The sequence below is a fragment of the Desulfurella amilsii genome, from assembly GCF_002119425.1.
Lineage (GTDB): Bacteria > Campylobacterota_A > Desulfurellia > Desulfurellales > Desulfurellaceae > Desulfurella > Desulfurella amilsii.
The window spans coordinates 220,306-241,642 of the sequence record NZ_MDSU01000018.1 but is presented as its reverse complement, the minus strand read 5'-3'; the positions used below and the strand labels follow the sequence as shown (position 1 = coordinate 241,642).

At 33.0% G+C, this 21,337-nt stretch carries 17 protein-coding genes and 2 tRNA genes; 10 read left to right on the top strand and 9 right to left on the bottom strand.

From position 1 onward, the window contains the following. Nucleotides 1-51: 51 nt before the first annotated feature. Nucleotides 52-552: a septal ring lytic transglycosylase RlpA family protein gene (locus DESAMIL20_RS04645; RefSeq protein ID WP_204218565.1), complete on the top strand. Its 501-nt coding sequence runs from the start codon at nt 52-54 to the stop codon at nt 550-552. A 64-nt stretch (nt 553-616) separates the two neighbouring features. Here the strand turns inward: DESAMIL20_RS04645 and pckA are convergent, their stop codons facing one another. Further along, nucleotides 617-2,200: a phosphoenolpyruvate carboxykinase (ATP) gene (gene pckA / locus DESAMIL20_RS04640; RefSeq protein ID WP_204218564.1), complete on the bottom strand. Its 1,584-nt coding sequence runs from the start codon at nt 2,198-2,200 to the stop codon at nt 617-619. A 129-nt stretch (nt 2,201-2,329) separates the two neighbouring features. On the opposite strand from pckA, the gene DESAMIL20_RS04635 reads away from it, so the two are divergent. Together DESAMIL20_RS04635 and DESAMIL20_RS04630 are read left to right on the top strand one after the other, a co-directional pair. Then, nucleotides 2,330-2,403: transfer RNA gene (locus DESAMIL20_RS04635), tRNA-Gln, on the top strand. A 1-nt stretch (nt 2,404) separates the two neighbouring features. Then, nucleotides 2,405-2,479, top strand: a tRNA-Glu gene (locus DESAMIL20_RS04630). 163 nt (nt 2,480-2,642) lie between these two features. Here the strand turns inward: DESAMIL20_RS04630 and lptE are convergent. After that, nucleotides 2,643-3,179 carry an LPS assembly lipoprotein LptE gene (gene lptE / locus DESAMIL20_RS04625; RefSeq protein WP_086033646.1) on the bottom strand — a complete coding sequence of 179 codons (537 nt, stop codon included), beginning with the start codon at nt 3,177-3,179 and terminating at the stop codon, nt 2,643-2,645. Nucleotides 3,180-3,363: 184 nt separating this feature from the next. Here lptE and DESAMIL20_RS04620 point away from each other — a divergent pair, with 184 nt between their 5' ends. Both DESAMIL20_RS04620 and DESAMIL20_RS04615 read left to right on the top strand, forming a co-directional pair. Continuing rightward, complete coding sequence (locus tag DESAMIL20_RS04620) at nt 3,364-6,438, top strand: UvrD-helicase domain-containing protein (protein WP_086033645.1); 3,075 nt, start codon at nt 3,364-3,366, stop codon at nt 6,436-6,438. Next, a complete protein-coding gene (locus DESAMIL20_RS04615; protein WP_086033644.1) occupies nt 6,416-9,181 on the top strand; it encodes a PD-(D/E)XK nuclease family protein in 2,766 nt (921 codons plus the stop codon). The genes DESAMIL20_RS04620 and DESAMIL20_RS04615 overlap by 23 nt, the downstream gene beginning before the upstream one ends. 289 nt (nt 9,182-9,470) lie before the next feature. Here DESAMIL20_RS04615 and DESAMIL20_RS04610 read toward each other — a convergent pair whose 3' ends face one another. From DESAMIL20_RS04610 to bioF, 3 genes are all read right to left on the bottom strand, one after another. Beyond that, nucleotides 9,471-10,202 (bottom strand): methyltransferase domain-containing protein, encoded by a 732-nt coding sequence (locus DESAMIL20_RS04610; protein WP_086033643.1) that lies wholly within the window; start codon nt 10,200-10,202, stop codon nt 9,471-9,473. After that, a complete protein-coding gene (locus DESAMIL20_RS04605; protein WP_143340247.1) occupies nt 10,165-10,668 on the bottom strand; it encodes a hypothetical protein in 504 nt (167 codons plus the stop codon). The genes DESAMIL20_RS04610 and DESAMIL20_RS04605 overlap by 38 nt, the downstream gene beginning before the upstream one ends. Before the next feature lie 68 nt (nt 10,669-10,736). Further along, a complete protein-coding gene (bioF, locus tag DESAMIL20_RS04600) occupies nt 10,737-11,891 on the bottom strand; it encodes an 8-amino-7-oxononanoate synthase (protein ID WP_086033641.1) in 1,155 nt (384 codons plus the stop codon). A gap of 92 nt (nt 11,892-11,983) precedes the next feature. Here bioF and bioA point away from each other — a divergent pair, with 92 nt between their 5' ends. From bioA to DESAMIL20_RS04575, 5 genes are read left to right on the top strand one after another with little or no spacing between them, the layout of a single operon-like run. Next, the gene (bioA, locus tag DESAMIL20_RS04595) at nt 11,984-13,318 is read left to right on the top strand and encodes an adenosylmethionine--8-amino-7-oxononanoate transaminase (RefSeq protein WP_086033640.1); all 1,335 of its coding nucleotides are present in this window, start codon (nt 11,984-11,986) and stop codon (nt 13,316-13,318) included. Continuing rightward, the gene (bioD, locus tag DESAMIL20_RS04590; protein WP_086033639.1) at nt 13,302-13,874 is read left to right on the top strand and encodes a dethiobiotin synthase; all 573 of its coding nucleotides are present in this window, start codon (nt 13,302-13,304) and stop codon (nt 13,872-13,874) included. Before bioA ends, bioD begins: the two co-directional genes overlap by 17 nt. Further along, nucleotides 13,871-14,848, top strand: coding sequence for a porphobilinogen synthase (gene hemB / locus DESAMIL20_RS04585; RefSeq protein ID WP_086033638.1), 978 nt, complete (start codon nt 13,871-13,873; stop codon nt 14,846-14,848). Before bioD ends, hemB begins: the two co-directional genes overlap by 4 nt. A gap of 32 nt (nt 14,849-14,880) precedes the next feature. Beyond that, nucleotides 14,881-16,281 (top strand): DegQ family serine endoprotease, encoded by a 1,401-nt coding sequence (locus tag DESAMIL20_RS04580; RefSeq protein ID WP_086033637.1) that lies wholly within the window; start codon nt 14,881-14,883, stop codon nt 16,279-16,281. Between the two features lie 49 nt (nt 16,282-16,330). Then, nucleotides 16,331-16,783 carry a peroxiredoxin gene (locus DESAMIL20_RS04575; RefSeq protein WP_204218563.1) on the top strand — a complete coding sequence of 151 codons (453 nt, stop codon included), beginning with the start codon at nt 16,331-16,333 and terminating at the stop codon, nt 16,781-16,783. Here DESAMIL20_RS04575 and DESAMIL20_RS04570 read toward each other — a convergent pair. Genes DESAMIL20_RS04570 through DESAMIL20_RS04555 form a run of 4 tightly spaced genes read right to left on the bottom strand, consistent with a single transcriptional unit; the run spans nt 16,778 to nt 21,337 of the window. Then, entirely contained in the window at nt 16,778-17,236 is a 459-nt protein-coding gene (locus DESAMIL20_RS04570; protein WP_086033636.1) for an N-acetyltransferase, read from the bottom strand. The two genes, DESAMIL20_RS04575 and DESAMIL20_RS04570, sit on opposite strands and share 6 nt — an antisense overlap. Further along, nucleotides 17,233-18,498: a histidinol dehydrogenase gene (hisD, locus tag DESAMIL20_RS04565; RefSeq protein ID WP_086033635.1), complete on the bottom strand. Its 1,266-nt coding sequence runs from the start codon at nt 18,496-18,498 to the stop codon at nt 17,233-17,235. Before hisD ends, DESAMIL20_RS04570 begins: the two co-directional genes overlap by 4 nt. An 8-nt stretch (nt 18,499-18,506) precedes the next feature. Further along, nucleotides 18,507-19,703 carry a bifunctional phosphopantothenoylcysteine decarboxylase/phosphopantothenate--cysteine ligase CoaBC gene (gene coaBC / locus DESAMIL20_RS04560; RefSeq protein ID WP_086033634.1) on the bottom strand — a complete coding sequence of 399 codons (1,197 nt, stop codon included), beginning with the start codon at nt 19,701-19,703 and terminating at the stop codon, nt 18,507-18,509. After that, on the bottom strand, nt 19,700-21,337 hold the full coding sequence (locus DESAMIL20_RS04555; protein ID WP_086033633.1) for a putative manganese-dependent inorganic diphosphatase: 1,638 nt from the start codon (nt 21,335-21,337) through the stop codon (nt 19,700-19,702). Before DESAMIL20_RS04555 ends, coaBC begins: the two co-directional genes overlap by 4 nt.

The following is a 21,337-nucleotide window of genomic DNA, read 5'->3' as shown; positions in this document are numbered from 1 at the left end:
AAACTAAAGTTTTTTCTTGACAATTTTATGAAAAATTTTTATACTTTAAACATGAGGAAGTTTTGGTTAATTGTAGCGGTAGTATTTTTTGTTAGTTTTTCAAGAGCTTTTGCGGGTGAAGCTACAGTTGATGACATTTTAAAATCCATTTCAAATGAAAACAATGCATGTCAAATTCAAAAAGGTTATGCCTCTTGGTATGGACTTTCAGACTCTCTTATGCAAACAGCTAATGGAAGTACATACAATAGTGATGAGATTTTTGCAGCAAGCAAGACTTTGCCATTTGGTAGCAAAGTATTAGTCAAAAATCTCTACAACGGTAAAGAGCTGTTTGTTAAAATTGTAGATCGAGGGCCTTATATAAGGGGACGCATTTTGGACTTATCAAGAGGTGCAGCAAAAGAGCTTGGTATGATTAAGGTTGGTGTCGTACCTATAAAGATTTATACATTAGGGTGCGAATATGCGCTAAACAAGCTCAAAGATATGAATTTTTACTCAAACTCTGATTTAGCTTCAACCGCATCTAATGCAACAGGGCAAAACTAACAAAAATACTAAAATTAGGGAAGTTTATTAAACTTCCCTAATTGCCTAAAAATATTTTTTAAAGCTAGATTTGTGGGCCTGCATCGATAATGGTCTTATCAATCTCAAAGCCAAATGATTCAATGTTTTTCTTGAAAGCTAAAGCAAGCTTTTTTAATTGAGCATCGTATGCATCTTTATCTTTCCAGCTTTGTCTAGGGTTTAGGATGCTGGATGGGACTTCCGGGCAGCTCTTTGGTATATGCAGGTTAAATATTGGTAATATTTCGTAATCTACATCATTTAATTCATTATTGAGAATAGCTCTAATTATAGCACGGGTATGTGAAATACTAATGCGTTTTCCAACGCCGTATGGCCCGCCATTTAAACCAGTGTTTACAAGCCAGCAATTTACACTGTGCTTTTTTATCTTTTCACCTAATAGCTTTGCATAAACAGTAGGTGGTAATACCATAAACGGAGCTCCAAAACATGTTGAAAATACAGCTGTTGGCTCTTCAACACCAGCCTCTGTGCCAGCTACTTTTGCAGTATAACCACTAATAAAATGATACATGGCTTGCTGGGTTGTAAGTTTTGATACAGGTGGTAAAACCCCAAATGCATCGTAAGTTAACATTATGATATTTTTTGGATGAGGCCCCACCCCTTCTTTTAGTGCATTTGGTATATAATTAATAGGATAAGACGCCCTGGTGTTTTCTGTTATAGAGTCATCAAATAAATCAACTCTGCGTGATTTTTCATCTACCACAACATTTTCTAATATCGTGCCAAACTTCCTTGTGGTTTCATAAATCAGTGGCTCATCATCTTTTGATAAATTTATAACCTTTGCATAACAGCCACCTTCAAAATTGAACACACCATCATTACTCCAACCATGCTCATCATCGCCAATTAAAAATCGCTCAGGATCAGATGAGAGCGTAGTTTTGCCCGTACCAGATAATCCAAAAAAGATAGCTACATCTCCCCCTTTACCCAAGTTCGCACTGGCATGCATGCTCATTATGCCTTTTAGCGGCATCAAGTAATTCATAACACTAAAAATTGACTTCTTTATCTCTCCAGAATAACCACTTCCGCCAATCAAGACAATTTTCTTTTCAAAATTTAGCACCACAAACACTTCACTCCTTGTGTCATCAATTTCTGGTATCGCTTTAAATTCAGGTGCTGCAATTACTGTAAATCCAGGCTCAAAATTTTCTAATTTTTTAGGATCAAGCTCTCTTATAAACATGTTCCTTGTAAACAATGATTGCCAGGCAAATGTAGATATTACCCTTATTGGCAATCTATAGCGTGAATCTGCACCAGCATAGCCATCCATAACAAAAAGCTCTTTTTGCTGAAGGTAGGATAGTGTTTTTTTGTATAGGTTATCAAAAGCTTCTGAGGTTATTTCTTGATTTTCCTTTCTCCACCAAATATGCTGCTGGCTTGGATTTTGTTTTACTATATACTTATCCTTAGGAGACCTACCTGTGTATTTACCGCTTTTTACAACAATAGGACCCAAATGTGCGAGAACACCCTCATCCCTTTTTAAAATTTCTTCCACTAAGACTGGTGTTGGCAAATTGCGATAAACCTTTTTTAGGTTTGTAATTTGCAAATCTTTAAGCTGATTTTCTATCATTACTACCTCCATTAATTAAAAGTTGGATCATTTTATCATATCTTAACTTCTTTGTAAATTGTTTAATAAAAGTTTTTTTGCAACAGTTTGACAAAAAGGCATTAAATAAGTACAATACTGCTCTAGCTTTGGGAGATCGTCTAACGGTAGGACCGCGGACTCTGGATCCGCTAGTGGAGGTTCGAATCCTCCTCTCCCAGCCATGGCCTCATCGTCTAGCGGTTAGGACACCGGCCTCTCACGTCGGTAACGGGGGTTCGATTCCCCCTGAGGCTACCAAGATTCTAACTATCCTACCAAACAAGTTTTTAGAAGATAATGGTTTAAAAGAGATTATTTGCGCTTGTAAAAATTGACAATAAATTAGTTTTTTGTTGTTGCGCTTTTTTAGCATCAAACCAAGCTATACTTTTGCTAAATCAAAAATTTCAATTTTTTGGAGCTAAAACCCAGACGACATAAACAGTTCTTCTCTAATTAATGAGGCTAAATCGGATATTGTTGCTTTTGTTGCTTCTAATTTTGCTGATTCTATTGAATTTATATTATTTATATTTGTATTTGAAGGTGTGCTATAATTAGTAGAACTTGTCAAAGTTTTTTCTGATATGAGTTTTTTGCCATCTTTCGCTATTAATGATAATTTTATTATGATGCTGCAACTATACATTGATGCAAAGCCACTTGCATTATAAGAGGCTGGTAGCGCTGAGAAAGATACAATATCCGTTTTAATAAATGCCTGAGCATCGGATTTATTTGATACAATCCTTAAATTTGGTTCTAATCTTAAATCATTTATAATAGCATTTTTTAGGTAAATGCTTATATTTGGCTCATAGGTAGAGTTTTTTGGGTTTTCTACATAAACTGCGCTAATATGGTCTGGTAAATAAATGTGATTTGCGCTTAATTGGTAACCGCAAGAATTAAGAAAGAAAAACAATATAATAAAAACAAATCCAAAGCGTAGCTTCATAGTATTATTTAAATACTTTTTTAACAAAAAGTCCAGCAAAATTTTTTTTTGCGATTTCTCAAAGTTAGTATAAAAGAGTCACTTTATCTCAAAACGAAACTTTCATGCGCATGATTTGAAAATTTTCTTAAAAAAATTATAGTTTTTAAGTTGAATAAAAAAATCAATTTGCTAATATAAAGGTATGAATACACAAAATCCAAGCTCAAATGACATACTGACGCCTCTTAAAAAATCTGATTTTCCACATATACAAATTGTACAGGCAAGCGCAGGCTCTGGCAAGACCTACACATTAACACAAAGGGTTGTGCAGTTTTTACTGTCACAGTCCATATTAAACAACGAAATAAACAATATAATGGCCATAACGTTTACAAAAAACGCAACAAACGATATTAAAAATAAAGTTTTAGAGTGGGTAAAGAAAATTTATCTAGACCAACTTAGCAAAGAAGAAAAAAAGCAAATAATACAACTAATAGGTACTGACAATAAAGATTTGACAAGTTTAGCATCTAAAAGCATTGAAGAAATCTTAAACAACTATAGTGATCTTGTGTTAACAATAGATAGCTTTATCACAAAAATAATCCGCTCAAGTGCCATTGAGTTAGGTTTAAACCCGGATTTCGAAGTAGATGTTAGTTCTAATAGTATAATTGACTATGCATTTGATGAGTTTTTAGAAAGCGTATCTGACTCGGATTTGCGTAAATTTTTAATTTTTTTAAATGAATATTCAAATCAAAATATAGATTTTCAGGTTGTTAAATCAATCAAAAAAAAACTAAACTACCTGCTTGATCAAGAGTCTTCGCATAAAAGTTTCTTTATCTTTGATGAACAAATTATTAATAAGCTTAAGCTAGAGTTAGAGCCTATACTTGATGAAATGCTTAATTTATTGGAGCAATACTCTGCTCAAAAAATTCGAGGCAATACAGGACCTGCTAAAATTAGCAGCTTAAAAAATGCTTTAAAAGAAAAAAATGTACTAAGTGTTTTAGCAAATAAAATAAAATTTCCATATAAAGATAAACTTGCAGAACTACAATGGAAAGGATGCTTTGAAGAAATAAACTCAAAGCTTTATACAATTGCAAGGACAAAAAATTTTCCCTATTTAAAGCTATTTGTGGAGTTTAAAAAACACATTGTTAAAACATACAATATTTTGGGTAAAACATTCTTGCCAGACGTAAACAAGCGCATTGTTAATTTGCTAGAAAAAGGCTATGTGCCAACAATTTACTTTACGTTAGGCAGCTACATTTACCATTATTTAATAGATGAGTTTCAAGATACATCAAAGATGCAATGGGAAATATTAAAACCTTTAATAGAAGAATCTCTTTCAAAAGGTGGGTCGTTATTTATAGTAGGAGATTTAAAGCAATCAATTTATGGTTTTCGAAAAGCAGATTTTGAGATTATGAAAAATTTGATAGAACACACAGAAAAAATTTTTCCACAAAGTAGATGTATCAGCAGATCGCTTAACTATAATTATCGCTCTTTTGAGCATATTGTAAACTACTCCAAAAAGGTTTTTAAAGAATACTTAAAAGACATAATAAATGAAACCAATGATCCAACGCATTATTTAGATTTTGAGGCAATTCCGCTTAACGAGCATTTATCTAAAGGTTATGTAAAAACTCAGCTGTTTAATTTTGAAAACGACGAGGGCATTAATTGTATAAAAGAAAGCTTGCTTAAAACAATTGATGATTTGCTAAAAAATGGCTACAAACTTGAGCAAATTGCAATCCTGGCTCATACAAATGAAGAAATCAACACCATAAGTGGCTGGCTTTTGGAAAAAAACTACACTGTGCTGTCTCAAAGTGCAAGCGATATAAGGCAGAGAAAAATCATAAATGAGATAATGCAGCTTCTAAAATTTTTTAATAATCCACTTGACAACTTAAGTCTTGCTGCATTTTTATTAGGCGATGTGTTTAACTTTTTTTTAAAAAGGGATAAAATAATAAATTTTTTATTAGAAAACCGCTCAAATAAAATATTGTACATAAACTTTAAAAACACATTCAAAGATACATGGGATACATTTTTTAAAGATACCTTTAATTCTATTGACCATATACCTGTTTATGAGCTTTTGTTAAATATAATAAAAAGGTTTAAAATAGATGAGAATTTTCAGCAAGAAAGCCATTATTTAAGTTTTTTACTTGATAAGATACTGGAGTTAGAACAAAGTGGTATAAACGATATGGGTTCGTTTATTGAGTATTTTGAAAACAACGCTCAAGGTGAGTCTAACTTATTTTCTTGCGAGTTTTCAAAAGCACAAGAGGGTATACAGTTGCTTACAATACATAAGTCTAAAGGCCTGCAGTTTGATGTAGTGATAAATATATTAAATGCAGATAAAAACTACGCACTAAACCCAAATAAAAAATCAGGCAAACAAAACGAATTTGTCTTTGAAAATGAAAATGAAAATTCACTTGATTATTTATTTATAAAAAAAGATTTTTTAGCAAATGACACTTTGAATAGTGTATACAGTAATGCACTTTTAAAGGGCAACATAGAAAACTTTAATATTCTCTACGTTGCACTAACAAGGGCAAAAATGCAAATGTATAATTTTATATACTACAAGCAAACAGATAAACCACAATGCCCAATAATAGAAGAAGAAGTTGGCACAAAGCTTTCATCATTTAGTAAAGAATTAACTGCAGACGCAAATAGAAACTTCGTGCGATTTAGCGTAAGCTATAACAAACTCCTAACCCAATCTCCCGCCTGGACAATAAAGCGGATAAAAGATTCAAAGAAAGGAGAGATTTATCATAAACTACTTGCCCATTTAAAATATGAAGAGGATTTTTTAAAGCTTGATGAGTTGGTTTTAAAATATACAAAGTTTATAGAATCAGATGCAGATAGGATAAAGCAGCAAATATTGCATATTTTAAATGTAGATGAGTTAAAAAAGCTCTTTGATAAAAGCAATAAGGTATTTACCGAAAAAACTTTTATAGATAAAAATGGCAAAATCTTTAGAATGGATAGAGTTGTAATTGATTCTAATGGATATATAACGGTTTTGGACTACAAAACAGGTAACTTTACTGCGCAAGAAATTGCTGAGTATAAATCACAGGTTCTAAATTATATCAATATACTAAAAGATTTTTTTGATAGCGATAACGTATTTGGCATTATATACAATATTAATACAAAAGGGGTTATAAAAGTTGAGCAAGGCTTATTTGATTGACAACTCAAGCAATTTAATAGAATTTATCTCACGTCTAATTGTAAACGAAGACTTAGAAAATACAACGGTGATTTTTCCAAACAGAAGGCCCGTTATTTATTTATCAAAAGCCATTGCAAGCAAAAAAAACAAAGCCACAGGGTTTATGGAGCTATTTTCAATTGATGATTTCGTGGATAGGATATATGAGGAATTTAGCAACGTAGTTTACCCACAAATTTCTACACTTGAAGCTGTGTTTTACCTTTTTGAGATAAATAAAAGGGTTTCTTTTGTAAATACCAATAATATTGATTACTTTTGGCCTTGGGGCTATAAAATGTACTCTGATTTTGAAGAGTTGTACTTAGAACAGGTTAATGTATCAAGCATTGATTATTTAATACAAAACAACCTACCGAATGATTTAAAAAATTTTTCCAATAGAGTTTCAAGGTTTTCTAACATATATAGCGCTTTTTATGAAAAATTAGATGCAAATGGTTTTTGCACGCGATCTGTAAAGTACAAGAAAGCCTCTGTATTTTCAAAGAGTTACACAGAAGAAAATATAAAAAATATTATATTTGCCGGGTTTTACGATCTAACAAAAACCGAGCAAGAGCTTTTTAAAAATCTGATAGATTCTGCCAATGGTATTTTTATTTCAAAAAATGGTCTAAAGATAAATAATTTACTACCAAAACTTAATATACAAAAGGTTATAAACGATCAAACACAACAAAATAAAACCGGTTATCATTTTATTAAAGCACCTTATTTGCACAACGAAATATTTAAGCTAAAAGAGCTAAAAAAAGAGTTTAACGGTTTCAAAGAGGGCGACTTAATCGTACTTTCAAATGAAAGTTACCTTTTCCCCATAATACACAATTGTTTGGACCCAAAACTAGACACTTTTAACATTTCAATCGGATATCCTTTATCAAGAACGCCCATTGTATCCCTATTTGATGCCCTTTTAAATCTTCACAAAAAATCAGACAACACTATTTACATAAGCGATTATTTAAAAGTAATCTTACACCCGTATGTAAAAAGTCTAAGACTTGGCAATATTGATTTTGTGGTTAAAATTTATGCTTATTGTGCCAAAAGTTATTTCTTGGGCCAAGGCAAATCGTTTGTTGAACCCAAAGAATTAGAAACCGAACAATTGATTTTAAATGCTATAAGCAAACTTCAACAGCAAGGCTTTGATGTTTCTTATAATGAGTTACTGGATTTTGTAAAGCTTTTAGATTCATATGTTATTGATAATTTTTTAAATATAAAAAATATTGGTGATTTTTTAGATAAAGTAGTAACGCTGATTGACTTTTTACAAAATAACTCAAACGCAAGCTTTCACGCAATTGAATCGAAGTATATTGAAAGTGTATTGGAAAGCCTCGATGAACTCTCAAGCTTAAGTATTAAAAAATATAAGCTAGATAGCAGTGTAAGTTATTTTAATTTACTGAAAAATTTTATTAAAACCAAAAATGTTGCGTTCCCATCAAACCCAACACAAGGTTTTCAGGTGCTTGGCAGTTTAGAAACAAGAAATTTAACATTCGATAGAGTTTTTTATTTGGGCGCAAACGAAGGTATAATACCAACTATACCAAAGCAAGATACGATTTTAACAGATGATATCAGAAAAATTCTAGGTCTATCAACATCAAAAGATAGGCTTGATATGCAGAGATACAGCTTCTTTAATCTTGTAAACAGTGCAGATGAAGTGTTTTTCTTTTATGAAACCGCACAAGACAAAAGTAAATCAAGGTTTTTGGAAGCAATTTTTTGGGAAATTCAAAAACAAGAAAAAAGTTTGGAAGTTCCAAAAGAAGACGATGCATTATTAGATGTAACATTTAGCCAAAGCAAACCACTAAAGATAGAAAATTCTCAAAAAGCAAGACAAATATTAAATAGCGACGACTTTTATTTTTCTGCTTCAGCCATAGATACCTTTTTAAACTGCAAGGCAAAGTTTTATTTTTCATATATTTTAAGGTTAAGCGAAGTTTCTTTTGAAGAAGATTTAGATGCAATGGCTATAGGCACCCTATCCCACAAGATTTTATATAATTACTTTAAGGATTATGAGGGGAAAGCATATGCCCCAAATAGTTTGGTTTCTGAATTAGAAAAAATATATATGTTGGTAGATAATGAGATTCTTTCGCCTTCAAAATCCATCTGGCTGCAAAAAGAACAAGTTAAATACGCAATAAAGCGTTTTTTTAGGCACAATTTTAAAGATATAGATCAAAGGCTTGTGCAACACTTAGAATTTCCTCTAAAGATGGATATTGAGGTTAATGGTAAAGTGTATCACATAAAAGGCAGGTTAGATAAAATAGATAGTGAAAATGGCACAACTATAATAGTGGATTACAAAACCGGTATACTAAAAGAACCAAATATTGATTTCGTGCCATCAATGGATAATAAAAGTCAATGGTTAAGCAAAATAAAGTCTTTTCAGCTTCCTATATACGCACTTTTGGTTAATGACATTTTAAATGCTAAAGATATAAAATTTGAGTTTTGGAGCTTAAAGGATTCTCAAATCAAGCGTTTTAAGGTTAATAGCGAGTTGCTTGAAGCTTATAAAGACACACTAAGATTTATAATAAATGAGATTGTTTCTTGCGAGTTTTTTGAGTGTACAGACGAAGATATTGAAAATAAATGTGTCAATTGTCCATACAAAGTTATATGCTCACGCCATTTTGTAACAAAAAAATGGTAGTCTTTACCTTCTTCTTTAAAGGCAAAACACCAAATATACCAGATTTTTTAGGGCATCAAAAAGTTCAGTTGACTGCATTAGCACTGCACCACACAAAAGATTTAAAAAATACAAATTACAACTAAATAGTGCATATGAATTTAAGATTAAAACCTATTTGCAAGTGTATATTAATTTTAACATTAAGCGAAGTTATTATTGTAATTTCAGCCATTTGCAGATATCAAGTATAAGTCAAAAACTTCACATAAGTCCCTTGACAGCTTAACAATGACTCGTTTTCCAAGCTTTAGTGATTTTTGCAAAAAGTTATAATATAGGTTACTTCTATACCTTTTTTTGTGCTAAAAAGTTTTTCATACGTTGAGCAAAACTCAAAGAATTTTGATTTTGCACACAATGTAGTGTGATTTGTGTATCTTGCGCCGCTTTTTTTATGAGAGTGCAAAAAATCTTTGACGCTTTTATAGTAGATCGTGTATTGTTTGTTTTTACAATCAAAACCTAAACTTTCGTAGAAATTTTTGTCTTTTAACTCTAATACGCTGCCAAAGCCAGTTATTTTAGAGACCTCCTGCATTTGCCAGAATGTGCCTTTTGAAAAAACACTAAAAAACATATTACCATTACTTTTAAGCAAGCTTGTAAGTTTTAGTATAGACTCTTTAGGATTTGTAAGCCACTGGAAAACAGATGAACTTATTATTAAATTAAAAGTGTTTGACCTAAAGGGTAACTTTTCTGCATCAGCCACAATGCAGTATTTATGGGGATGATTTTTTTTAAAGAAGTTAGCCATATTTGGCGACAAATCAATCCCAATGTAATTTTTATACCAAAAATTAATTAGATTAGCTAATTTTCCATCTCCCACACCAATTTCAAGGACATTTTCAAAAAATTTTTCTTCTATTATGCAGGCAAGATTTTTTGCTATCTCATTTTGAAGCTCGCTAAAGCTTGAGTATGTTTTAGCAGCCAAATCAAACGAGCGCTTTATGTAGTTTTTTGATAATGTCATTAATTGTATCCTCGCTAAAGTAGTGGTTTGAATTAACAATTATTGGTTTTTTGCAAATTTTATTGCAAGCGCTTGCCAAATTTAAAAAGTCTTTTTTTGCGCACACGCAGTAATAATTGTCTTTTTTTGCAAAATTCTCTATCTTTGATACTTTGAGAAACTCTAAGCCGCTTTTTAAGCTATCTGGGATGTTTTTGTTGTAGGCTCTTGCGCCTATATTGTGTAAAAAATCGCTAACGACTTTTGATTTATCTTTTTCAAATGCCAAAATCATTCTATCTAGTAGTTTTTTGTTAACATGATCACAAAAATACAAAAAAGGGGCAAATAACAGTACTTTTTTTGCATTTACACTACAAGCGTGTTTTAATACTAAGTGTGCACCCAAAGACCAGCCAATTAGTAACTCTTTTTCTGCACTTATAACATCTGGTGTTTGGCTAGGGAAAAAATCTACAAATGGCATAAAAAAACGCCCCTGCAAAGGAAGTTTATGAAAAATTTCCCGAAAGCCTGCCCAACCAGATACAAATGTCATAAGGCATTTCCTAAATGCACAAAAGCATCTTTTATAAGTTTTAAATCGTTTTCGTCTAAATCTGCCCTAAGCGATATTCTAAGTCTTGAAGTATTTTTTGGTACTGTGGGTGGTCTTATTGCACCAACAAATACGCCTTTTTCCAAAAGTAGCTTTTGGGATTTTAAGGTTATATCGTTTGTTTTTAATATAACAGGTATAATTTGCGATACAGAGTTTCCTACATCAAAGCCAAGTTTTTTTAGAAATTGCCTAATATTATCTGAGATTGAAAGTAAATTTTTGCCCAATTGTGGGTTTTTTCTAACATAGTTAATGCTCGCGAGATTTGCTGCAATGACAGCAGGAGGCAGCGCAGTTGAAAATATAAAACCTCTTGCGTTGTTTATAAGATAATCTATTACAAGTTCACTTGAAGCAATATATGCCCCAAAACTGCCTAACGCTTTAGAAAATGTTCCCATGTGACAATCAATATCACTAGATACACACTCCTGGTAAGCATATCCCCTACCCTCTCCAAAAATGCCAGTAGCGTGTGCTTCATCTACAATAACAAATGCTTCATACTGCTTTGCTAGCTTTACAATTTCTTTTAATGGCGCTGCATCACCATCCATACTAAATATGGTGTCCGTTACAATAATTTTATTTGAAGTTTCCTTTTTTAAAAGCTTTTCTAGCATTTCTATGTCGCAGTGAGCATATCTATGAAATTTTGCACCAGACAGCAATATTCCATCTACAATACTTGCGTGGTTAAGCCTGTCGCTAAACACAACGGCATCTTTTGCCAACGATTGAAGTAGTGTTAGGTTTGCAACATAGCCAGTGTTTAAAACAAGGGCTTTTTGAGTATGTTTGAATTGAGCAATCGTAGATTCTAGCTTATTGTAAATATCAAAATTGCCACTAACTAATCTAGAAGCAGTTGATGAACAACCAAACTTTTCGATTGCGAAAATTGCGGCTTTTTTTAAATGCTCATTATCTGCTAAGCCTAAATAGTTGTTTGATGACAAATTAAGATACACTGAGCCGTTTAAGCTTATGTATTTTTTTGCATGAGCGCTGATTGATGGTATACTGCGGTATAACTGATTAATTTTTATTTGATCTAGGTTTTTTTTAAGCAAATCTAAAAAACTCATTTTTAAATTGTTAAGTTTAGCAAATTAACATATTGACAATTAATTCTTTTACACTAGTATTATAACAATGTCAAGTTTTTTGGAGGCTATTTATGGAAAGTATTATCTGGCATCCCTGTTCTCAAATGAAAGATTATGAAAAAAACCCCATAATCCGCGTTAAAAAAGCAAAAGGTGTGTACCTTTTTGATGAGAAAGGCAACTCATATATTGATGGCATATCGTCATGGTGGGTAAATTTGTTTGGGCATTCAAATGAGCGCATAAATAACGCAATTAAAAATCAATTGGAAGTATTAGAACAAGTCATTTTTGCAGGCTTTACTCATGACAAAGCGCTTGAGTTAAGTGATAAACTTATCAAGCTTGTTCCTAAAAATCTAAAAAAAATATTTTTTGCAGAAATTGGTTCATCGGCTGTTGAGATTGCTTTAAAAATGAGCTACCATTATTTTAAAAATATTGGCTTAAAAAGCAAAAAAAAGTTTGTTTATCTAGAAAATGGCTACCATGGGGAAACATTTGGCGCTTTGTCTGTAATGGGGGAGCCACTTTATAAGAAAGCCTATGATGATATTTTGATAAAAAACATAATGGTTGAGTTTCCAAATTGCTACCGCTGTCCTTTTGGCAAAACAAGAGAAAACTGCAACGTTGAATGTTTTGAATTTATGAAAAAAACACTCGAACAACACGTTGAAGAAGTTGCCGCTGTTATTGTCGAGCCTTTAGTGCAGTTTGCGGGTGGCTTTAAGATGTACCCGGCTAAATATTTATCAAAACTAAGAGAGCTTACAAAAAAACTCAACATACATTTAATCCTTGATGAGATAGCAACAGGTTTTGGAAGAACAGGCACAATGTTTGCGCTTGAGCAAGCCTGTATTAAGCCAGATTTTCTGTGTTTATCAAAAGGTCTAACAAGCGGATACTTGCCTTTGTCTTTGACGCTTACAACCGATGAGGTATACTATGCATTTTATGATGATTACGAAAAGCAAAAAAGTTTTTTGCACTCGCACAGCTATGATGGCAATGCTCTTGCATGCGCAGCCGCATGTGAAACGCTGAACATATTTGCCGATGAAAATGTACTTGAAAATAATAAAAAAAAATACACCCTAACGAAGCAATTAATTGAAAAATACTTTAAAGATCTTGATTGTGTGGGAGAAATTAGAAGTGCGGGTTTTATTAGCGCCATTGAGTTTGTTAAAGATAGATATACAAAAGAGCCATTTGATGCGTCGCTGAGGTTTGGCTTTAAAATTTATAGAAAAGCGCTTGAAAAAGGTGTACTACTCCGAAATTTGGGTGATTTGATGTACTTTTTGCCCCCATATGTAATTAACGAATCAGAGATAGAAAAGCTTGTTAAAAGTGCGTATTTTGCTACAAAAGAGGTGATGGATGAAAATATTTGTTAGTGGCAGCAATACAAATGTGGGGAAAACGTACTTTTGCGCTTTGCTGTCTGAATATTACAAAAATATGAATAAAAGTGTAATCTATACCAAGATCATCCAAACAGGCTATCCAAAAGATGACGATGCAAAAGCTGTATTTGAGGCTAGCAAAGTTGAAATTCAGACATTGCTGTTTGGTGAACCACCTGTCGCTCCGTATTTTTTATATGAAACATTTCCTATTGATTTTGTAATAGATAAGATAAATAAAAGTAAGGCTGATGTGAATATAATTGAAGGGTCTGGAGGATTGCTCGTGCCATTGGATAAATCACATACATTTGCCGATTTAGCGGAGTTGCTTAATTTAGAAACTATTATAGTTGTGCCAAACAAACTTGGATGCATTAATGATACATTGCTTAATTTATACTATTGCAAAACAAGAGGCTTAAATTTACGCGGTTTTGCCTTAAATAACTTTTTTTTCAATGGCAATGATAATTTATCTGCACTTCAGGATTTGACAAATCATGCTTTTGTATGTAAATTTAAAAATGAATTGGAGGTATTATGAATTTTCCAAAAACGCGTCCAAGAAGACTCAGAAAAAATCAACATATACGTGACATAGTCAGACAAACTTGCCTTAATGTTAATGATTTTATGTATCCGATTTTTGTTACGTATGAAAACCAAAAGAAACCTATCTTGTCTATGCCTGGAATTTTTCAATTACCTTTAGAAGAAGCAAAAAAAGAGGCAAAAGAAGTCTATAGCTTAGGAATAAAATCCATTATATTATTTGGTATACCAAGCAAAAAGGATGAGCTAGGAAGCTGTGCATATGATGAAAATGGCATAATTGTCAAAGCTATAAGGGAAATTAAAGATTATTTGCCAGACCTTGTGGTGGCTGCAGATGCATGCTTTTGCGAGTATACAAGCCATGGTCACTGCGGTATAATTGATAAAAATGGTTATTTGCTTAATGATGAGACACTCGAGCTTTTAAAAAAGGAAGCTTGTGTGTATGCAAAAGCGGGAGCAGATATAATTGCGCCATCGGGCATGATAGACGGTATGGTTAGTGCAATAAGAAATGCTCTTGATGAAAATAATTTTAAAGACACTATAATAATGGCATACTCAGCAAAATACGCATCTAACTTCTATGGCCCATTTAGAGAAGCGGCAGGATCTACGCCTGCATTTGGAGATAGAAAATCCTACCAGATGGATTATGCAAACGCAAATGAGGCATTGAAAGAAATCGAGCTTGATATTGAAGAAGGCGCAGATATTATTATGATTAAGCCTGCGTTGAGCTATTTGGATATTATAAAAATGGCAAAAGATCACTATCCATTTATGCCACTTGCGGGCTATAGCGTTAGCGGAGAGTACTCATTTATAAAAGCGGCTTCACAGTTGGGTTGGGTAGATGAGCAAAAAATCGTTGATGAAGTACTTACTTCAATAAAAAGAGCTGGTTGTGATATTATAATTACCTACTTTGCCAAGGATTGGGTAAAAAATAATAGTTTTTAAAAATAAAACAAATATTGTATTGGAGGTTTTTAATGAAGCTTTATAAAAAGTTGTCGCTATTATTTGTATTTTTAGTATTTTTAAGCGTGAATGCCAATGCTCAAAACATTGCACTGCCAAGTTTTACACCTATTGCGGAAAAAGTTTTGCCAGCTGTGGTCAACATCAGTACTACTCAAGTAGTTAAAGGCAGCGTAAATCCGTTTGGAGAAATGTTTTCCAACTCGCCTTTTAGTGATTTCTTTAAGCATTTTTTCCAGGGCTACACTCAAAACTATAAAGCCCACTTTTTAGGCTCTGGTTTTATTATTTCCAGCAATGGTTATATTTTAACTAACTATCATGTGGTTAAGCAAGCTACAGACATTAATGTAACCTTAAACACAAATGAGATTTACAAAGCTAAAATTGTGGGCTATGACCCAGAAGTGGATATTGCTCTTTTAAAGATTAACCCTAAAAGACCTTTGCCAACTTTACAGTTGGGTGACTCAAACAAAATGGAAATAGGCCAGTGGGTTTTGGCAGTTGGAAACCCATTTGGGCTAAGTGGCACAGTAACCTCTGGTATAATTAGCGCAAAAGGTAGAGTAATTGGCGAAGGTCCATTTGACCATTTTATACAAACAAATGCTGCAATTAACCCAGGCAACTCTGGTGGTCCTCTTGTAAATATGGATGGTCAGGTAATAGCTATGAATACAGCTATCATTGCTTCAGGTCAAGGTATTGGTTTTGCCATACCATCAGATACCATAAAAGACGAGTTGCCATACTTAATGAAAGGTGAAGTACCAAAGAGAGGATGGCTGGGTGTAGGCATACAGCTTCTAACACCAGAAGTAGCAGATTTGTTGAAGCTAAAAAGCTTAAATGGTGCTGTTATAAATGAAGTATTCAAGAATTCACCTGCTGCAAAAGCGGGTATAGAGCCAGGTGATGTTATAGTTTCAATGAATGGCAAAAGTATTTATGCACCAGATTTACCATACGATATAGCTTTTACAAAACCAGGTACCAAGGTAGTCTTAGGTATTATAAGAGATGGAAAAGAGACTACTAAAACAGTTTTGTTAGGTGAGCGACCACAGAAAGAAAATCAACAACAATTAGAAACAGCCCAACCTTCAACGCAAAGTAGCTCTTTTAATACACCATACGGTTTTAGTGCTGCCCCTATTAATGCTAATTTAGCCAAAATTTATAATTTAAAAGAACATAAAGGTGTTGTAATAACGTCTGTAAATCCGAATTCATTTGCGGCCCTAGCGGGTATAAAACCAGGCGATATGATAATTAAACTCGATAATGAAAATGTGTACTCTATAGAGCAGTTTAAAAATATACTTAAGCAAAAGCCTAATGAAAATGTTATAAGTATGTTGTTAAAGCGCGGCGAATCTACGCTATTTGTAACTATTCAAAAAAGCTAGCTAATGAGGAGGGGTTTTAAAACCCCTCTATCTTTTTTGGAGTTGGTTTGTGGATGTAAACGATAAAGTTGAAAATGTAATTGGACAAAGCATCGGTTATGTTGTTAATTTAAATGATTTTAAAGGAAAGAAAAATATTGTTTTATATTTTTACCCAAAAGACAACACACCAGGCTGTACAAGACAAGCAATGGATTTTAATGCCCATCTAGGCGCATTTGAAGCATTAGATACTGTTGTGATTGGTGTAAGCATAGACTCTATCGATTCACACAAAAAATTTATAGAAAATTATGGTTTAAAATTTCCTTTAATTAGCGATTCTGATAAACAGTTAGTTTCTTCTTTTGATGTTGTAAAAGCTGATAGTAAAAGGGGTTCGGCTAAGCGAACTACATTTTTAATAGACAAAAATCTTACTATACGCTATATATGGCGCAACGTTAAGGTAGCAAATCATACCCAAGAGGTACTAAATAAAATCAAAGAGTTAAAATTATAAATCAATAATTAGTGCTTCTTCATTACAATCTGGGAATAACGGACACTTTATGCAATCTTCCCATATTTTTTTAAGAGGCAGATTTTTTTTGTCAATAAATGCAAATCTCATTTTTTTAAAAAATTCGACTTGCATTGTCAGGGCAAATACTCTTGTTATGCCCAGCGCTTTTGCTTCTCCTAATTCTTTTTCTATCAGCTTTCTACCGAGGCCTTGCTTTTGGTAGTTTTCATCGATTGTAATTGTGCGAATTTCGGCTAAGTTTGGATGAAATATACGCAAACTGCTTGTTGCTATTACTTTTGTACCATCTTTTGCAATATAAAATTCTCTTATACGCTCAGCTACGTCTTCAATAGGTCTTGGCAGTACTACTTGTGTTTTGGCAAATTTATCAATAAGCGTTTTCATTTGTTCGCAATCTAAAATCGTTGGCTTTACAATTTCAATCATAGCCTTACCTTAAGAGCTTCAGCGTGTGCAAACAAACCTTCGTATTCGGCAAACTTAATGGCATATGGTGCATCTTGTTGTAAAGCTTTATGAGTATAATGAATTATACTACTTTTTTTCAAAAAGGTTTCTGTTGATAACACACTTGAGAATCGAGCTGTTTGAGATGTTGGCAAAGTGTGGTTTGGTCCAGCTACATAGTCACCTAATGTTTCGCATGAGTATTCTCCAATAAATATCGCACCTGCATTTTTAAATGAGTTCATAAAACTATAAGGATCATTCAGTTGAAGCTCTAAATGTTCTGGCGCAATTTCATCAATTATTTGCCCGGCAAGTTCCCTTGTGGTTTGAATAAATAACGCATTTTGACTGGATTTTAAAGTTATTTCACTGCGTTTGGCAGTTTTTGCAAGTTCAAAAAACTTGTCGCTAATTTTATTTATGCACTCTTTATTAAAACCTACATAGTAAACCTTTGCGTTTGCGTCGTGCTCTGCTTGAGATAGCAAATCATACGCAGCGTATAATTTTTCGCAATTATCGGAAACAACCATAACCTCAGATGGTCCAGCAACGGAATCTATGCCAACATCACCATAAACTAATTTTTTTGCAAAGGCTACATATATATTACCAGGACCTGCTATAACATCAACTTTAGGTATACTTTGAGTCCCATAAGCAAGCGCTGCTATAGCTTGCGCTCCGCCCACTTTGAATACATTTTCAATATTGTATAGTTTAGCAATATACAGCAGCAACGGGTTTATATAGCTATTCTGAGCTGGTGTGCATATATATATTTCATCTACGCCTGCAACATATGCAGGAATTATTGTCATAAGTGCAGTAGAGGGATAAAAAGCCTTGCCTCCAGGTATATATAGACCAGCTTTTTTAACGCTTGTTACCCTGGTGCCCAAAATTGCGCCGTTTTGTTCGATAATGCAACTTTTTGGCAAAAAAGCCCTATGAAAGTTTTCTATTTTTTCTTTGGCGTAGAGAATAGTTTCTTTTTGTTCAAGTGTTACTTGGCTTAGCGCTTGCTCGAATTCTGTGTTGCTAACATTTATATTGTCTTTGTTGGCTTTAAAATTATCAAACTTATGACAGTATTCAAATAAAGCCTCATCTTTTTTTTCTCTAATGTCTTTTATAATTTTTCTAACAGTATTTTCTTGCTCATCGTACTGATTTTTTGCTAAATATAGTTTTAATTTATCTAAATCATTGTGTGTTTTTATTTCTAAATAGTTCATTTTTTCTCCTATAGGTGTTTTAAAATGTTATAGGCAACTTCTTTTTTGCTCATAAGTGGTAAATTTTTTGTTTTTCCGTCTTTAAAAATTATAGTTACTTCGTTGTTTGGGCTGTCAAAGCCAATATCCTTTCTTGAAACATCATTCAGCACGATAAACTCCAAACCTTTTTTTTCTATTTTTATTGTTGCATTTCCTATTAAGTCATTTGTTTCTGCAGCAAAACCAATGAGCTTAATGTGTGGATACTTTTCTTTTATACTTTTTGATATATCTGGGTTTTGTTCAAGTTCTAAAATCAGCATGTCTTTGCTTTGCCTTTTAATTTTCTGAGCGCTTGGTTGTTTTGGTTTGAAATCAGAAACAGCAGCTGCCATTATTAAGTAAATATCGTTTTTACTGCATAGCCGAATTTGATTTTCAATGGCTTTTAGCATCTCCAGAGCCGATTTTACATTAATGCGATTAACACCATAAGGGGCTTTTAGGTTTGATGGACCACTTATCAATATTGAGTTTGCTCCCATATTAAAAGCCATTTGAGCTATTGCAAAACCCATTTTCCCACTTGAATGGTTACTTATGTAACGTACAGGGTCAATTTCTTCCTGTGTAGAAGATGCTGTGGTAATAATCGTTTTTCCAACAAGAGATTTTTCAAAGAATAAAGATTCAATCGCTTCTTTTATATCTTCGACCTCTGCAATATGGCCAACACCAACACTATTGCAAGCCAGTTCACCTACCATAGGTTCTACAAAAACAAACCCACGTTTTTTAAGTAATGCTATGTTGTCTTGGGTAGCTATATTCTCATACATTTTTGAATTCATAGCAGGCGCAATAATTTTAGGCTTATCGCTTGCAAGTGTAGCTAAACTAACAGGGCAATCTGCAAAACCATGTGCCAATTTTGCTATAATATGAGCAGTAGCTGGCACTATAGCAATCACATCAGCCCATTTGGCAAGCTCAATATGCGATACACCCATGTAGCTATTTTCTTCTAATACATCTGTATATACTTTATTTGAGCTTAGAGATTCAAACAGCAATGGGGATATAAAGCTTTGAGCCTCTTTAGTTAGCGCAACTTTAACTTCAAAGCCCTCTTTTCTTAATTGCCTTATGAGCTCGCACGATTTGTATATCGACACAGATGCGCTTACGCCCAATAGTATTTTTTTCCCATCAAACATACTCATTTAACCTCGGATTCGAGAAGATTTAGTATTTCTGGCAAAAGTTGTTTTTTCCTTGATAGCACACCATGTAAATAGTAAATATTTTTTTCAAGTTTTTTATAAGAAAAATTTTTCTCCAACAGGTGATCTGAAGTAATGAGTATACTATCTCCAGTAATAATATCACTAACTAGTAGCATTAGCCAATCTAACTTTTTTTGCTGCTTTTGTTGTTGTATTTCATTAATTAAGTTTTCTTTTATCTGGTTAACCGCATTAAGGTTTGTCGTTTCTACTTGAGCAATTCCAAATTTGATACCAAATTCCTCATAAGGTTTAAAGTCACTCTCTAAAATGTCTTTTGGGTTTCTTGCTGTGATGTCGTCTGATTGGGCAAAAAGCATTTTTGTATACTCAACAGCATCAATATTTGCAATTTTTGAAAGTTGTTTAATGGCATCTGTATCAAGCGAAGTTGTAGTAGGCGATTTTGCCCCCACAGTATCTGACAAAATCCCAGAAAGCAATATATGGGCTATTTCTTGTGAAATTTCAATATTGTAAAATTTATAAAGCTCAGTTACTAAAGTGCATGTTGAACCTACAGGCTTTGCATAAAAAAATATCGGGTAGGTTGTCTTAATTGGCGATAGTCTATGGTGGTCGATAATTTCTAATATTTGAGCCGTTTCAATGCCATCTATAGCTTGATTTTGCTCGTTATGATCAACCAATATAACTTTATTTGAAAATTTTTTTATTACATCTGACCTTGTAATAATGCCTTGCAATTTATTATCATCTACCACACTTAAAGCTCTATTTGTACTTTCTAACAGTAAACTTTTTGCTTTATCTATATATTCATTTGAATTAATACATTGAGCTTTTCTGCTTACAAGTGAGTATACGGGGACAGATAGAGTAATTTTATGAAGTGTTTCGGATGTATCAAGAAGACTGATATATACATTACCACCAAAGTTAGAAAAATCAATACTGTTTAACTCTGTTTTATCTTTTATACCAGTAATTACAATGGTATGCGCTTGGTTTTCTATGGCGTATTTTAATATTTTCTCTCTTTTCCCGACAATTAAAACTACCTTTGAAAAATCCAAACTAGCTACATAATTTTTAAATACCTCAAACGGCATTGCGCCAACTACGATTTGTGCTTCTATTTGCTTTCGATTGCCTTCTTTTAACAAATATCCAGGTAAAACTTTTTCAAAGTTTTCTATATTCAGCGTGTATATTGGCTTTTGGTTAATTGTATTCATGAAAAAGTTTGAAATTTCAAAAACACTTACTATGCCTTTAAAATTATTTTCATTATCAACAACGGGCAATACTCTGATATTTTTATTTTTAATACTATCCATTACTTCAAAAAGCGGCACATTCTCATTAATACTTACAACATTTTTTGTCATTACATCTTTTACTTTTGGGTATATATCCTTTATTAGCACAGGTGGCGTCAAATTTAAATGTTTAAAGACAAATGCTGTCTGTTTGTTTAAATTTCCACACCTTGCACATATGTAGTTGTATTGCTTGTCAATTTTATTTTTTAGATATGCATAAGCATAAGCGGCACACACGCTATCAGTATCTGGATTTTTATGGCCTATAACAAAAATACCACTCAA